Source organism: Methylocapsa aurea, assembly GCF_000746085.1.
GTDB classification, from domain to species: Bacteria; Pseudomonadota; Alphaproteobacteria; order Rhizobiales; family Beijerinckiaceae; genus Methylocapsa; species Methylocapsa aurea.
Genome location: NZ_JQKO01000004.1, coordinates 222367 through 236537 on the forward strand (window position 1 = coordinate 222367; position 14171 = coordinate 236537).

The window sequence follows — 14171 nt, forward strand, 5'->3', positions numbered from 1 at the left end:
ATGCATGTTTTGGCTTATCTCGCGCCGACGCGTCAGGCGGCCTCGTGCACGCGCTTGACCGCATGCGCAGCGATCAGCGCCGCCGCCTCCGGCTGGATGACGCCGCAAGACATGATGAGCTTGGCGGCGGCCTCCGGGCTGAGCGAAAGCTCAATGACGTCGCGCGCCGGCAGAAAGAAATAGAAGCCCGTGGTCGGATTTGGCGTGCAAGGCAGAAACACCGAAATATGCAGTTGGTCGGCAGGCAGGCGCTCGCCGATCGCATCGCCGGGAGGCGCGGCGATAAACACCAGCGACCACGAGCCCTTGGCCGGAAATTCGATCAGTCCCACCTTGCGAAAGGCGGTTCCAGATTGGGAAAACGCCGTCTCGAAGATCTGCTTCACGCTTTTATAGATTGAACGGACGACAGGCATGCGCGCCAAAATCGCCTCGCCGAGCCGAATCAAGCTCCGGCCGGCAAGGTTCGCGGCGAGAAAACCCAAGACTGTCAGCCCGATAAAGGCGAAGATGACGCCAAATCCGGGGAGCTGAAACGGCAGATAGCTGTCCGGCCAAAACTGCACCGGAACGATGCGCTTCACCCAAGTGTCGACGGTGTCGACGAACCACCAGACAATCGCGGCAGTCACCGTGAGCGGACCGGCGACGATGACGCCGGTCAGGAACCAATTGCGAATGCGCCCGCCGATGCCGGGCGCCCTGGCGCTGACGATCTGGCTATCGCCCAGTGGGTCTGGCAGAATCAAAGGCGGAGGTTGCGTCATCTTTCGCCTCGTGGCCTGAGCCACACATCCGGTCGCGCCCGACTGCTTCTTAGATCCGCCCGATTCAATTTACGGACACTCCCAGCGCCGCCCAAGGAACAGCGCATTCGGCAATCGCAACGACCTCCGGCGGATCTCGTATAGCATGTTCGAGCGCAGCTCAATCGCACAAAATCAACCCTGATCGAACCGCTGGGAGGAAAAATCTTTCGTCCAATATGCCTCTTTCAAGGCATATTGCTCAAATGTGCGTGACAATGGATTTAACGTGAGCTACATACCTCACGTAAGCCGTTGAACGCTGAACCAGCCGTAAAATTCGGCGCACGCAGTCCAAGTCTTGGGAGGACGCCTTTTTTCGCCCGGCGCCAGAATATGACGCAGCCGTCATCGAAACGGCAAGGGTGAAGAACAGGTTGGGACAAAATTGACGAGGGCGAGGGTCTGCAGCATCCTCGCCCTTTCTATTTTGACTCTGTTTTCGGGCCGTGAGCGACTTAACAGTTAATCCGTCCCCGATGCGAATCATCGGCGAGCCGAAGAACGCCGTTGCCTGATGGAGGCGACTCGTTGAAGCGGCTACCGACTGAGTTAAACCTTGCTCAGAACTTGGTCTCGCCGCCGCCAGCCGGCGCCGGAGCCGTGGGGGCCGGCGGCGGAGCGGCAACGGGCGCCGGCTCGCCAAGAGTGCGACGAGAGTCGCCTAAGGGCTTATTGAACGAACTCGACCCGTCATACATTTCGAGACACGTCAGGATTTCGACATAGCTCGGCATCGGCGCCTTGCCTTGGGCGACGCAATCGCGTCGATCGGCGGGGTTAAATCCTGACCATTTCTGCGCGAGCAGTTCCCGCGCTTCCTTTTCATCCTGCATGCAGCCCTTATAGGCGAGATTTTTATCATCGCCGCCAAAAGCCTGCGCTTCGCGGCACGACTGCGCGACGTCCAACTTTGGCACTCCGTCCGCCGCCGGAGCCGCCACTCCGGCTAACGTCGTCACGGCCAACCACGCGGATGCCAAGAATGGGCTTTTCATGCGAACCTCCGAACTTCTCGAGTTCTGACCGCGGATTGAAAGTTGCGCAAGGCCCTTGAGCCGCCAAAACAAAAATCGCTCAACTATTGGCGCATACACCCTATCGTCAATAACCACTCGCGCATGAAAAACCTGAGAATTTTAGCTTGCGGAGCCAACGGGAGCCAGCCTCATCCGCGCCGCCTAAGTTTGCCGATGCGGCTACGGCTTGACAAAATCCTTAAATATTCCACCAATATTAAGCATTCAGCCCCGACCGGCCAAATGGCTAGGCCGGCGACTGCTATTTTAAAGTATTTATAGCATCAATTAGAGCAATAAGACCGCCAGAAACGCGTTGGGAGGGGGCCATGCCGAGACAAACCAACGAACACGAGTTTCAAATTGGGCTGACCATGTCGGGCGCGATCTCAGCGGGCGCTTACACGGCGGGCGTGTTCGACTTTCTGATCCTCGCGCTCGATGAATGGGAGAGAGCGGGAGACGGGCAGATCCCCGGCGTAAACCCTGCCGAGATTCCAAACCATAGGGTCGGCATCAAAGTCCTGTCCGGAGCGTCGGCGGGCGCACTCACCGCCGCGATCGGCGCGATCGCTCTCGGCGACGCCGACCAACATCCGATCGATTTCCGTTCCGATGAGGCCGGCAAAGGACTGAAGGTTTACCTGCCGAAGCTCTACGAGGCCTGGGTCGTCAAGCCCGGTCTCATCGCCGAAGACGGACAGAAGAACGACTTTTTGACAAATAGCGATCTCGCCGGCCCGCCGACGCCGGAGGATGACTACACCCGCACAAGCGGCGTTTCGAGGCCGGCGCCGGGCGATCCGCAGCCCGTCACCTCGCTTCTCAATGCGCGGCTCCTCGACGAAATCGCCAAGGCGGGCATCGACGTCAAGCAGGTGGGAAAAGAACGCCCCTATATCGCCAAGACCCTGCATATCTACATGACCCTGTCGAACCTCCGCGGCGTGCCTTACAAGGTTTCCTTCGACGGCGGCGACTATCACATGATCTCCCATGGCGACCGTGTGCATTACGCCGTCACCGGATTGGGCAATTGGGATAGCCCGAGTATTTTCGCGGACAATGACAAGCCCCGCAGCATCGCCGCCGCCGAACTTGTCGGCGCGCCGGCCGGTCGACAAAAATGGAAGGACTACAGCATTTGCGCCCTCGCCTCGGCGGCGTTCCCGGTCGGGCTTGCGCCGCGGCAAATCGGAGCGGTGCTCGGCGACAATCCCGCGCTCGACGAATATCAAGGCCGCCACTTTCCTATTGATTCGCTCATCAATGAACACGGCATCGACCCGGATTGGATGAAGGCGGTCCGCGAAGCGCCTGCGTTCTGGTTCACGACGGCGGACGGCGGGATCATCGACAACGATCCTTTTGAATACGCCCGCTTCTCGATCAAAGCCAATCCCTCGGAGCCGAACGAGTCCGACCTCGCGGCGGCCGATCGGGCCGTCATCATGGTCTCGCCCTTCCCCGAACGCAAACCGATCAAGTCCCAGGACCAGCCGAAACTTGGCATCGCGAGCATATTCTCCGCGCTGATGCCGGCCCTCATCGATCAGGCGCGGTTCAAGCCAAGCGAACTCGTTCTCGCGGCCGACCCAACCTGCGGCAGCCGTTACTTGATCGGCCCGAGCCGGGTCACGATTGTCGAAACGAGGGATGCGAACGGAAAGATCGAACGCCGCGAAGTCGATGAGCGTTACGCGATCGCCAGCGGCCTCCTCGGCGGTTTCGGCGGCTTCGTAGCGCGGGCTTTTCGAGATCACGATTACCAGCTCGGACGCAGGAACTGCCAACGATTCCTGCGCCATATTTTTACGCTGCCGCCGGAGCATCCAATGTTTCAGAGCTGGCCGCCAGAAGCCAAGATCAACCCCGTCTTCGAAGCCAAACCTACGAAGGCCATGGGGAAGGGATATAGCGTCATTCCACTGTTTGGAGCCGCCAAGGAGGAGGTGGCCCTGCCGGCTTGGCCGCGCATCTCCCAGGACCGTTTCGAGACGCTGCAAGAGCGAATCGAAAAGCGCTTCGATTATGTCGCGCCAGCTCTGTTAGCCCAGAATGTGAAAGATCCCTTGCGGACCTTGCTCGGATTGGCCGTGCGTCCATTTCCTTACGGCATCGGACTCATCCGCGACAATGCGCTGAAGTTTACTCAGTCCACGATCCTTGCCGACCTTGTCCGCCGCGACCAGATCGAAGGTTGGGAATTGCCCCAAGCCGACGGGCTGTCGGATTGCGAGATTCGCCTGGTGCTGGCCGAACTGATCGATCCGGCCTATGATTTGCGCAATGTTTCCGGCCTAGCCAAGTCGACCAACCTGACCGAGGACAAAGTCAAGACCGCGCTGGCGCTAGGTCAAAGTCAAGCCGCCAAGGGCAAGCCTTTCGAAGCGTGGCAGGCGCCTTGGACCGACAAGGCCGGCGGCAGCCTCTATGCGCTCGCAAGCCGCAAGCCGCCGCGCCTCCGCCGGATTTTGGGGCCAAACCATACAGGCCCGTGGTTCACCAAGCTGCGAGTCGACGCGCCTGGTTTCTGACCGGGCCAGTCTCCCAGCGCAAGGCGCGATTGATCATTGTCAAAATGCGCTTGTGTTGCGCACCGCCAAGCCAATGAGCTCCGCCAGACTGCCGACGCCGAGCTTGCGGCGCAGCAGCGAGCAGACGTTGACGACGGTCTTGTAGCTGATGTTCATCTCCTCCGCGATGAGGCTGTAGGGCTTGCCCTCGGCGAGCAAAGCAAGGGTCTGAATTTCGCGCGATGATAATTGCGACAGGGGATTGGGACGCGCCCGCGCCCCAACAAGCGCCACATCCATCGCAATCATATGACTGAGATAAGGCTCGCCGATGCGCACCTTCTCGAAGGCCGCGACGAATTCATCCGGGTCGGCGTCCTTGACGACATAGCCCATGGCACCGGCCTCAAGCGCGCGGCCGACGATAACCGGATCCGCATGCATGCTGAAGACGAGAACGCGGGCCTTCGGATCGCGCAACTTGATGCGACGGATCAGATCCAAGCCGCCGAGCCCATTGCCGCTGATCACGAGATCGATGATGACCACGTCCGGGCGACGCTTGTAATAGAGCCGATAGCCGGTCATGAAATCCGATGCGTCATAGATTGCCGCCACGCCGGCGTCTTCGAGCAGCTTGCGACAGGCCCGCAACACGATTGGATGGTCATCGATAATGAGCGCAGACGTCATTTTGCAGCTTGCTCCTTGTCGTCCAAGGGGCTCGCTTCTTTCGCGGCGTCGACGACAAACGTCACATTGATCCGCGCGCCGTCGCGATTGGAGGCGTCAAGCATCCATTCGCCGCCGAGCGCCTTGACGCGTTCCTGCATTCCCGACAAGCCCAAGCCCAAACGAGCGCCCGGCGCAATGCCCTTGCCGCTATCGCGCACCTCCAAGATGAGCTTGCGCCGATCGCTCCCCGCGCCTTCTTCTTCGCGGAGAACGACGGCAATCTCCGCCGCGCCGGCATGCCGCACCGCGTTCGTCAAACTCTCCTGGATGCAGCGATAGATGGTCAAATCGATGCGGTCCCCATAAGTCGATGCGATCCCCGGAGCGGATAAAGAAAACGAGATGGCGGGATAAAGCCGAATAAAGCCGCCGACCAGCGCGTCGAGAACTTCGCCCAGCGGGACATGGCCAAGCGCCATGGGCCTCAGGCTGTTCAAGAGATGCCGGTTCGTAATCTGCATCCGATCGGCGATCTCGACGATGAGTCCGGTTGTCTCCTGGATCTCCGCCGTCGACGCGGGCGAAAGGGCGGCGATCCGGGCGCAGGCGCCCGCCAAGGATTGCACATTGGTCTTCAAGCCGAAGAGGCAGGGTCCAAATTCATCATGCAATTCAAGCGCGATGCGGCGTCTTTCATCATCCTGCGCCTCGATCAGCCGACGATTCAATTCCGCATTTTCCCGATGTGCGGCGCCAAGGACTTCCGCCAACGCGTTGAACCGCCCGACGATTTCGGCGAGTTCGCGCACTGGCGGCTCCTCCAAGCGAATTCGATAGCGCCGCCGCTCGAGATTCGAAAGGCCGGAGGCGACCTGCGTCAATGGACCGAGAATTCGGCCGAACATGAAATAAAGAACGCCGACGACAATCGCATTGACGATGAGGGCGAAGCTCGCCAACGCGGCCGTATGGCCCCAGACCTCGGCGATTTCATCCTGCGGCTCGCCGAGAATGCGGACCGAGCCGATCTTGCGGCGCTGCGCGATCACCGGCAATTCATGCCGCTCGACTGGCGGCGCGATCAAGGCGGCGAACCAGGCTGGAGCCGGGTTCCTTTCCTCGAGCGGGGCCGCCTCCTCCTTGTCGGCAAGGGGATTGCCCAGCGCATCAAAGACTTCGACGCGCACATGGCGCGTGAAGCGCAACTGATGTGGAAGAATTTGGAGAAGCCGATCGGCGGGCGTATGCGGCTCCATAAGTCTGATCGTCTCGGAGATGACCAATTCCGCCAACCGCATCGAACTGCTCATTTCAACCGTCGCCGCATCCCTGGCTCTCATGACGATGACGGTCATGCCGACCAGGGCCGCGACGACGTCGATCAAGAGGAACGCCGACAGGAGCTGCATCCGTAGCGAACCGCGAAACCACAGGGCGCGCAAGCAGCCGGGCGGCGGCCGAAAATCGTCCGCGTCTTGCCAACTGTCTTTCGAAATGGGCTTCATCAAAGGCTCGCCAATACCGATCAGCGAAAATCGCGCTTGGAGCATGTTCTTAAGCGATTCCTTTTCGATCAGATGATTCCATCTGGTCGGGAAGCGCTCTGGCATGAAAAGCCGCGCCGACCAACCGGCGCCGCGATGGACCGCCATCGCCCGCCGCTTGGCGAAACGCTATCAGAAACCCCCGCCCGTCGGACTCTTTCATTTTCATCGTGAGCCGGATCGAACGACGAGCAGCGACCGAGGCGCGCCTCCCGTCTTGATCCGGGCGATCTCCGCCCCGCTCGCGGTCTCGACGACCGAGACATCGCCGGAAAACCAATTGGCGACATAGGCCGTGCGCCCATCCCCCGCGATGGCGATCCCTTCGGGATAGCGGCCTATCTTGACGAGCCCGATGGTTTCGAGCCGCTCGGCGTCGATGATCGACAAGACGCCGGCCTGCTGGTTGGCGACCAATATGCGCCTTCCGTCAGGCGTCGCCGCCACGCCATAGGGCATCGAGCCGACCGGAATCGTCGCCAGCGGCTTCAAGGCCAAAGCATCGATCACCATGAGGCTGCCGTCTTGAACATTGCCAACATAGAGCCGGCCATCATCCGGCGCGAGCGCCATGGCGAAAGGGGCTTTGCCGACCGGCGCGACGGCGATCTCCCGCAGCGTGGCCGCATCGAGAACGAAAACCATCCCGCCCTCGCGATCGGCGACATAGAGCCGATGGCCCGCTTTGTCGATCACGACGGCCGCCGGCGAGCGCCCGACCCGCGCGACCGCCGATATTGCGCCCGTTCGCACATCGACGCGGCTCACGGCGCCGCTGTTCCAATCGCCGACTAAGAGCGAAGCGCCGTCGCGCGCGACCGCTATGCCAAATGGCGCGCCGCCGATCTGGAGCGTCGCGATGACGCGCAAATGCTCAGCGTCGAGCACCGTGATCGCTCCAATGTCGGGATGGGTCGCGTAGACGCGCCCTTGCTCGGCCGCGACAGCGAGGCCGACCGGGCCGCGCGCGACATCGATCTTGGCCGCGACCTTATTCGACAGAGGGTCGAGGATGAGAATGCGTCCATCCTGATCGGCGACATAGATGAATTCGCCCGCAAGCGCCGAGACGGCGCCGACAAAGCCGCTCAATGCCGCAAGCAAGAGCAACCCTGCGATGGCCCGCATGTGCTAGCCGTTCTTCTCGGCCTTGGCCTTCAGTCCCTCAAGTCCCGTTCGAAAGAAGCCGGACATGGCCTTGATGGCGGCTTCATCGTTCAGAGCGTCCGGCGGAAAATTTCCGGTGTCGCCGCGATAAAAGCGGCCTATCCAAGCAACGGTGGAGCCCCCGCCCTCACGCGGTTTGACGGTCAGCGTGGCCGAATAGAAGCTCACCGGCAAAGCCTCCGCATTTGGCTCCGCCAACCGGTAGGAATAGCTCATTGCGCCGGCGTCATATTCATCGAGACCGTCAACAAGAACGCCGCCGCTTTTCAGGGCAACCTTACGTTCGGCGCCGGGCTTGTTGCCGGCTTCGCTCACGCTTTGCGCAACCATCGGATGCCAGGAGGCGATGGCGCCGAAATCGGCGATGAGCGCCCATACAACCTTCGGATCGGCCGCGATCGCAATGTTGTCCTCGGCCTTTTGCGGCGTCGGCCCATGGGCGCCGGCCGGAGGCGCGAGGAACGCCAACGTCGCCGCAATCAACAGGAAATATCTCATCGAACCTATGTCCTCCGGAAGAATGGGAATGCGAAAGATTTTGCGCCGAACCGACGCCGCAATGCGGCGAGCGCGGGCGCCAAGCCGTAGGCGGCAAGAAGCAAGGCCAGGGCGCCGCTGGCCAAGAAAGGGCGCAGATCGAGAGCGACAGGGACCGGACGCGGCTTTGCTGTTTCCTTCAAAGCGGCGACGAAAGAAGGCGCATCCGAAAGATGCCGATAGGCAAGCCCCGTGGCCTCGGCGAGACTCTTAAGATAAGGCTCGCGCACCGAAGACAAATGTTCCGAGCCGGTCGCGACTTGCCCGCCAAAGGGAGCATTGCGCGGATTATAGCCTTCTCGGCCTTCGGCGTCCTTCGGCGGCGGCCCGAAACGATTCTCCTGCAGAACGTCGTTCATGCCGTAGAAGCCGATTTCGCGTCCGTCATCGTCGAATTTCGGAATCGGCGATAAGGCATATTCGCCAACGCCCATGATGAGCCCCTTAACAGCCCCGCGCTCGCCTTCGAACGCAGGACCGCCGGAAGCCGGCGGCGGCGGCGCCTCATGCCCATCGGTGAAGAAAGCGAGATCGGCCTTCACGTCTCGCGCCATGTCGATTGCGCGGTAGAGGCCCATGGCGACATGGCTGTCACCCTCCCAGCCCATGCGCCAATCGAGGCCCGCGAGGGTTCCTTCGATCGCATCGAACGCCGCGCAGACGTCGACCGGCTCAAATAAGAGAAAGGACTGCCGCTCGCTGAAGACGCCAAGCCCGAAACGCGCTGGACAAGGCAAACTGGCCAGCGCCTCCCTCAAGACGCTCTTGACGAGATCAAGGCGGCTCGCCGGGCGCCCGGCCAGTTTGACGTCGCGGACATTCATGCTGCCGGTGATGTCGACGATCACAAGAACATCGACGCCATTGCCCGTGCGCGTCAAGGAGGGCGCGGCGAAGGTTGCAAACAGCAACAAGGCGGCCCCAGTCAGCACCCAAAACCGCGGGTCGCGGAGCGAACCCCGACTGGCGGGAGCGATCACGGCTCCCCCCTTGGGATTCCTGGGACATCGGTCCAGAGCCCTTTCTCGCCGGCGCGCATTTCATCGCCCTTGGAGTCGAAGGCCGGATAATCGCGAATGAGGCGCATGGCGACATCGAGATTGTAGCGCGCATCCCACAGATCAGGATCGAGCCGGAGCGCCTGCCGATAATCCTCCTTGGCCAGATTGATGAGCGGCGCAGCGGAGTCTGGTTTGGCGCGTTGAAGGAGATCGAAGGCGAGCCGCATCCGGGCATTGCCGAAATTAAGCCGCGCCCGCGCGCGAACCGCCCGATCGCCAGCCCTCTCGATAAGATCCATGAGCCCTTGGGCTTCATCAATCCGATCGTGAAGAATGAAGAATTGCAGCCGAGCGAAGAGGAGCGGCGCCGGCGCGTCGTCCCCGACAGGCGCATCTCGCCCCAAGGCCAAGGCGGCAATGGATTTGTTATGCGCCGCATTGCGAAAGAGCAGCCAACCGGATGCAATCAAACCAAGGATGGCGAGGCCAAGGCAGCCGATGAGCACTGTGGATCGCGCACGGCGCCAGAGAAGACGCAGTTCCTGTCTGACGCGAGCGACGCCTTTGTGCATCAGGCAGGCCCACGGCGCGCGAGGCGCAACGGACGTTCGACAACGCCCTTGCGCAAGGAGACTTCGCAGAGCTTGGCGCCGAGCAGCAGCGCTGTCGCCAAGCCCGCCAGCGCGTAGAAGGTCGCTGCGAGATCCTGGCGCGGAATGCGCTCCCGATAAACAATGGGATGATTTTCCAGCCGATCGATTTCCCGCACCGCCTCGCGCACCGCGTCGGGGCTTTCGACTTCGAAAGCCTTGTAAGGAATTCCAAGACTTTTGAAAAAAATATCGAGATGGCGCTCGGGCATCGCCTGCGGCGTATCCTGTCCTGGCTCCGGCGCCTCAAAAATGCCTCTGTCGCCCGCCGTGCGGAGGAACAGCCAATAGAGATTGACGCGAACGCGGGCAAAGCCGGCGCGCAGCTTATTCTGAAGGCGAGGATCGATGACGGCGGCCCCATCCGAGACGAGCAGCACGACGCGGGAGGCGAGCGGCGCGCCTTCCTCCGACATCGCCAAAGCCATGCTCAGACCGCGCCCGACATCGGTCTTGGCGAGGCCCGGGCGGTCGATGGCGTCAACCGCCGCGAGCACAGCGTCGCGGCGGTCGGTCAATGGCAGGACGAGCATGGGCGCGCTCGAGAAGGCCGCAACGCCGATGCGATCATGTTCGCGCTGCAGGACGAAGTCCCGCAGAATGCGGCGGGCGGCGGAGGCCTTCGATTCCTCGCCGCCGGTTGGCTGGCGTCCGGCGAAAGTTTCGTTCATGCTGCCGCTGCGGTCGATCAGCAGGACCGTCTCGGCGCCTTGCCCAACCCGCTCCGTCCATTGGCCGCGCCGGTAGGGGCCGGCAAGGGCGAGGATCGTCGCTCCGATGGCTATGATTCCCGTGGCCGCAACAGCGAGGCTGACGATGCGCGAGAAAAGATCTTCCGGAAGTCCTTCGAGCGATGGATAGGCTTGCCTCCGCGATGCTGAAAGAAAAATCGGCAGCGCCGCGAGGGGCAACAGCCAGAGCATCTGCGGCTGCGCAAAGATCGCATTCATTTGGCGGTCCTCTCCAAATTGGCGAGGCGGCGGCAAAAGGCGATGAGGAGGGTCGGCGGCAGATCCCTTATCGCGCCTGACGCATCGTCGCCGAAAAACGCGCGGCGGGACGCCGAGAAGAAATGGCTGAACTCGGCCTCGACAAGTCGATAAGCGGGATGGGCGGCCAAGAATCCCGGAAGATCGTCCGCGAGGACGCGCCGCCCCGCCGTCAGATCGATGGACCGATGCAAAACGAGCAACGCCTGACGGTAGGTCTCTTCGCCTCCGTCAACCTGTAGATTCGCAACCTGGAGATCCGCATCCTGGAGATCCGCATCCTGGAGATCCGCGCGAACTTGGCGCGACGCCGCGGCGAAGGGGCGGGTCGCTCGCCGCCGAAAAGGCCACCATGCGCGATCGAAAGCAACGATGAGCAGCAACCCGGCCGAAGCCGCGCCGAAGCCGCCTGCCGCGCGTTCATACCGATGCAGGGCGATGGGTTGCGGCGCGATGTCCGGGCGGAGCAGATCATCCGGCTCTTGCGCTGAAGGCCGCATTTCGCGCAGAGGCGATACGCCAAAGGACCAGGCCGGGATCTTCGCTTCGATCCTGTTTCCGGCAGACGTGAAATCCAACGCGAAGCCAGGAATAACCAAGGTGCGGGCGTCAAGCGCTGCATAGAAATTCTGATATTCGAGATGGAGCCGCCAATGCTTGACTGATCCCGCGCTCGCTTCATCGACGTCGAGCCGAACAAGATCCAGCCAATAGGCGACGGGGCCGAGCTTCGGCAATGACGCGCGTTGGAGCTCGTAACCGCTCGCCGCCGGCGCGTCGATGTCGAGCGCAATGACATCGCCGAGGAAATAGCCGAAAGGCCGCGGCCCTTCGATAACGACCGGCCCGATCTGGCCAACCGCAGCCTCGGCGCTCAGCATCAAGGCCAAGCAACCCACCAGCCCTTGCGGCCGCATCGACATCCTGCTCAACCCTCCAGCAGATGGCGCGACATCTCATCCGCGTCGAGTCTGTCCGCAAGCTCGATCGGCGGCCGGCCATAGCGCATCAGCAGGCGCCGCAATCGCGTGCGCCGGGCGCGCGCCTCGGCGCGCCATTTCTCGCGCAACGACGGGCGCATGAAGATTTTGCGCCGCCGCCCGGTTTCGAGATCGGCCAGTTCGATCAACCCCCAGGGCGGCAAATCCTCCTCCTCCGCTGAGTCTCCAACCAGGATCGGCGCGATGTCGTGCCGGCCAAGCGCCGCCAATGCTTCCTCGATTTTGGCCATCCTCAGCCGAAAATCCGAGACGAGAAAGACGAGCTTGCGCCGGCCCGCCACGGATCGCGCCGCATCCGCCAGGCCTGCAGCGCTTCGCCCGATCGGAGCCAAACTTTCGAATGCGCGGCCGATTTCGACATCCAACCCGCGCCGCCGGGCGAGCGGAAACATGAAATCATCGCGAACCGATTCATCGAAGCCAATCAGGCCGAAAGCATCGCCGTAGCCGCGCGCAGAGCGGGCCAGCAACGTGCAAAAGTCTGCCACGAGATGATATTTCGATGCGCGGCCAACAAAGCCCATCGACGCGGAGAGGTCGACCAGCGCATAGACATCAATCGACATGCGCTGATTGAAACGGCGAACATAGATTTCGCCGAAAGGATCGCGCAGCGAGGCGCGCAGGTCGATCCGCCGCGCGTCCGGGCAGCGCAGGAAGGGAACGTGATCGCGGAATTGGCCGCTTCCGCCGGGCTCGCGACCCAGATGGGCGCCAGCGACGAGGTTAGCCGAGCACCCGCGCATCCGATAGGCGATGAGCGCGTCGTCCATCATGGCGCAGGGACTTTGGCGAAGACCGCCCGGCAGAAGTCCCGCATGATCGCATCACGCCGCAGCTCATAGACTGGATGGAGGAAAATGCGATGCGCCATCGTCTCCACGAAGACGTCGCGGATATCCTCGGGCACGATAATGTCGCGGCCTTCAAGCCAGGCGCGCACCCGCGCCGCGCGCGCCAGATAGCTCAAGCCGCGGGGACTGCCGCCGCCCAGCACAAGGCGCTCCATATCGACATCGGGAATATCGATTCCCGCCGCCGCCGGCTCCGTCACAGCGTCCCAAAGGGCGACGACATAGCGCTCGAGAGCCTCGCTCGACCGGACCCGGCTTTGAATCGCTTGGGCCACAACGTTCAGATCGCGGTAATCGATCATATTCTCGGGAACCGAATGAACCAGCGCATCGACGTCATGAAAGCGCGGATCGAAAATGAGCGCTCGCCGAATATCTGCGTCCTTCGGCGTCTCGATGCCGATTTCCATGAAGAAGCGGTCGCGCGCCGCCGCTGGCAATTCAAAGGTTTCCTCTTTCTCGATCCGGTTGCGATCCGCGAAGACCTGAAGATGCGGGAAGCGATAGGCGCGATTGAGAGCCACAACGCTTCTTTCGGCCATCAAGCGAAGCAAGAGCGAGTGGACCTGTGGGCGCGCCCGGTTGATCTCATTGAAAAAAAAGATCGATAGATCGCCCTCGTTCCGCAGCACGGGCCCCGGATCGACCCTCGGCCTCCCATCGGCGCCAAGATAGGTGTAATAGATGAGGTCGCTCGGCATGAGATCAACCATGCCTTCGATGCGCTCGAAGGCGCCGCCGATCGCGCGGGCGAAGGCGCGGAGCATCGTCGTCTTGCCGGCGCCGACGTCCCCTTCGAGCAGGACATGACCGCGCGCGAAAATCGCGATGACGAGCAGCCGGACCGCCCTGTCCTGCCCTAAGATGGCCTTGCCGATTTCGCGTTGCAAGCGAAAGGCGGCGCTCCTCCAATCCTCAAGGAGAGCGTCGCGCTCGCAAGCAAGTTCAGCAGACATCCGCGGCATAATCCGGTGCTTGCGACGCGCTGCCCGCAGTCGAGTCAAACGAAACAGATCGCGTCCCGCCGTCGCGCGCGGGGCGCGCCGCACACCGGTCGCGTTCTTCCAAAGAGCCAGGGAGCCGCGACGGGCGCGGCTCCGCTTCAATTCGCGATCTTTTCGATCTCGTAGACGAACTTTCCGGTCTTCTTGAAATTCTCGACGCGCTTCTTGTTGCGCTCCTCCATCGCCGCTATCGATTCGCTCTGCTTGGCGACCTCTTTAGGATTGTGCTTCGGGTCATATTTCGATCCAGCGATCTTGTCCGGAAAGCCCGGCTTTGGCTCCCAGCAATTGCCTGGCGCCGCGCATTTGGTGCCGTCATAAGCATTCGCGCCGATAGTGGCGGCGCCCATGGCCAGCGAGCCGGCGAAGATGAAAGCAGCAATTTTCGTGGGTTTGGAAATCGACATA

General features: G+C 61.9%; 14 protein-coding genes. 1 reads left to right on the plus strand and 13 read right to left on the minus strand.

Going from position 1 to position 14171, the window contains the following annotated elements; translation table 11 throughout:
* Positions 1-32: 32 nt before the first annotated feature.
* Together DL86_RS04100 and DL86_RS18580 are read right to left on the minus strand one after the other, a co-directional pair.
* Positions 33-767: a DUF502 domain-containing protein gene (locus DL86_RS04100; RefSeq protein WP_036258652.1), complete on the minus strand. Its 735-nt coding sequence runs from the start codon at positions 765-767 to the stop codon at positions 33-35.
* A 602-nt stretch (positions 768-1369) separates the two neighbouring features.
* Positions 1370-1804 carry a hypothetical protein gene (locus tag DL86_RS18580; protein ID WP_156964465.1) on the minus strand — a complete coding sequence of 145 codons (435 nt, stop codon included), beginning with the start codon at positions 1802-1804 and terminating at the stop codon, positions 1370-1372.
* A 350-nt stretch (positions 1805-2154) separates the two neighbouring features.
* On the opposite strand from DL86_RS18580, the gene DL86_RS04110 reads away from it, so the two are divergent.
* Positions 2155-4362, plus strand: a complete 2208-nt coding sequence (locus DL86_RS04110; RefSeq protein WP_051952650.1) for a patatin-like phospholipase family protein — start codon at positions 2155-2157, stop codon at positions 4360-4362.
* A 39-nt stretch (positions 4363-4401) separates the two neighbouring features.
* Here DL86_RS04110 and DL86_RS04115 read toward each other — a convergent pair whose 3' ends face one another.
* The 11 genes from DL86_RS04115 to DL86_RS04165 form a co-directional block, all read right to left on the minus strand.
* Positions 4402-5034, minus strand: a complete 633-nt coding sequence (locus tag DL86_RS04115; protein WP_036258422.1) for a response regulator transcription factor — start codon at positions 5032-5034, stop codon at positions 4402-4404.
* Positions 5031-6521 carry an ATP-binding protein gene (locus DL86_RS04120; RefSeq protein ID WP_162180389.1) on the minus strand — a complete coding sequence of 497 codons (1491 nt, stop codon included), beginning with the start codon at positions 6519-6521 and terminating at the stop codon, positions 5031-5033. Before DL86_RS04120 ends, DL86_RS04115 begins: the two co-directional genes overlap by 4 nt.
* Positions 6522-6725: 204 nt before the next feature.
* Entirely contained in the window at positions 6726-7688 is a 963-nt protein-coding gene (locus tag DL86_RS04125) for a cytochrome D1 domain-containing protein (RefSeq protein ID WP_036258424.1), read from the minus strand.
* A 3-nt stretch (positions 7689-7691) separates the two neighbouring features.
* A complete protein-coding gene (locus DL86_RS04130) occupies positions 7692-8225 on the minus strand; it encodes an SRPBCC family protein (RefSeq protein WP_036258426.1) in 534 nt (177 codons plus the stop codon).
* A 5-nt stretch (positions 8226-8230) separates the two neighbouring features.
* Positions 8231-9244, minus strand: coding sequence for a vWA domain-containing protein (locus DL86_RS04135; RefSeq protein ID WP_051952656.1), 1014 nt, complete (start codon positions 9242-9244; stop codon positions 8231-8233).
* Positions 9241-9837, minus strand: coding sequence for a hypothetical protein (locus tag DL86_RS04140; RefSeq protein WP_051952658.1), 597 nt, complete (start codon positions 9835-9837; stop codon positions 9241-9243). The genes DL86_RS04135 and DL86_RS04140 overlap by 4 nt, the downstream gene beginning before the upstream one ends.
* Positions 9837-10865 carry a vWA domain-containing protein gene (locus tag DL86_RS04145; protein WP_036258428.1) on the minus strand — a complete coding sequence of 343 codons (1029 nt, stop codon included), beginning with the start codon at positions 10863-10865 and terminating at the stop codon, positions 9837-9839. The genes DL86_RS04140 and DL86_RS04145 overlap by 1 nt, the downstream gene beginning before the upstream one ends.
* Positions 10862-11827 (minus strand): hypothetical protein, encoded by a 966-nt coding sequence (locus tag DL86_RS04150; protein WP_051952659.1) that lies wholly within the window; start codon positions 11825-11827, stop codon positions 10862-10864. The genes DL86_RS04145 and DL86_RS04150 overlap by 4 nt, the downstream gene beginning before the upstream one ends.
* Positions 11828-11832: 5 nt before the next feature.
* Positions 11833-12681, minus strand: a complete 849-nt coding sequence (locus DL86_RS04155) for a DUF58 domain-containing protein (RefSeq protein ID WP_036258430.1) — start codon at positions 12679-12681, stop codon at positions 11833-11835.
* Positions 12678-13715, minus strand: a complete 1038-nt coding sequence (locus tag DL86_RS04160; RefSeq protein WP_036258666.1) for an AAA family ATPase — start codon at positions 13713-13715, stop codon at positions 12678-12680. Before DL86_RS04160 ends, DL86_RS04155 begins: the two co-directional genes overlap by 4 nt.
* A gap of 146 nt (positions 13716-13861) precedes the next feature.
* A complete protein-coding gene (locus tag DL86_RS04165) occupies positions 13862-14170 on the minus strand; it encodes a methanol dehydrogenase [cytochrome c] subunit (RefSeq protein ID WP_036258431.1) in 309 nt (102 codons plus the stop codon).
* Position 14171 lies beyond the last annotated feature (1 nt).

Bases quoted from the DNA above. Each gene is read 5' to 3' on its own strand.
- DL86_RS04100 (WP_036258652.1), bottom strand. From the start codon at position 767: ATGACGCAACCTCCGCCTTTGATTCTGCCAGACCCACTGGGCGATAGC.
- DL86_RS18580 (WP_156964465.1), bottom strand. From the start codon at position 1,804: ATGAAAAGCCCATTCTTGGCATCCGCGTGGTTGGCCGTGACGACGTTA.
- DL86_RS04110 (WP_051952650.1), top strand. From the start codon at position 2,155: ATGCCGAGACAAACCAACGAACACGAGTTTCAAATTGGGCTGACCATG.
- DL86_RS04115 (WP_036258422.1), bottom strand. From the start codon at position 5,034: ATGACGTCTGCGCTCATTATCGATGACCATCCAATCGTGTTGCGGGCC.
- DL86_RS04120 (WP_162180389.1), bottom strand. From the start codon at position 6,521: ATGAAGCCCATTTCGAAAGACAGTTGGCAAGACGCGGACGATTTTCGG.
- DL86_RS04125 (WP_036258424.1), bottom strand. From the start codon at position 7,688: ATGCGGGCCATCGCAGGGTTGCTCTTGCTTGCGGCATTGAGCGGCTTT.
- DL86_RS04130 (WP_036258426.1), bottom strand. From the start codon at position 8,225: ATGAGATATTTCCTGTTGATTGCGGCGACGTTGGCGTTCCTCGCGCCT.
- DL86_RS04140 (WP_051952658.1), bottom strand. From the start codon at position 9,837: ATGCACAAAGGCGTCGCTCGCGTCAGACAGGAACTGCGTCTTCTCTGG.
- DL86_RS04145 (WP_036258428.1), bottom strand. From the start codon at position 10,865: ATGAATGCGATCTTTGCGCAGCCGCAGATGCTCTGGCTGTTGCCCCTC.
- DL86_RS04150 (WP_051952659.1), bottom strand. From the start codon at position 11,827: ATGTCGATGCGGCCGCAAGGGCTGGTGGGTTGCTTGGCCTTGATGCTG.
- DL86_RS04155 (WP_036258430.1), bottom strand. From the start codon at position 12,681: ATGATGGACGACGCGCTCATCGCCTATCGGATGCGCGGGTGCTCGGCT.
- DL86_RS04160 (WP_036258666.1), bottom strand. From the start codon at position 13,715: ATGTCTGCTGAACTTGCTTGCGAGCGCGACGCTCTCCTTGAGGATTGG.
- DL86_RS04165 (WP_036258431.1), bottom strand. From the start codon at position 14,170: ATGTCGATTTCCAAACCCACGAAAATTGCTGCTTTCATCTTCGCCGGC.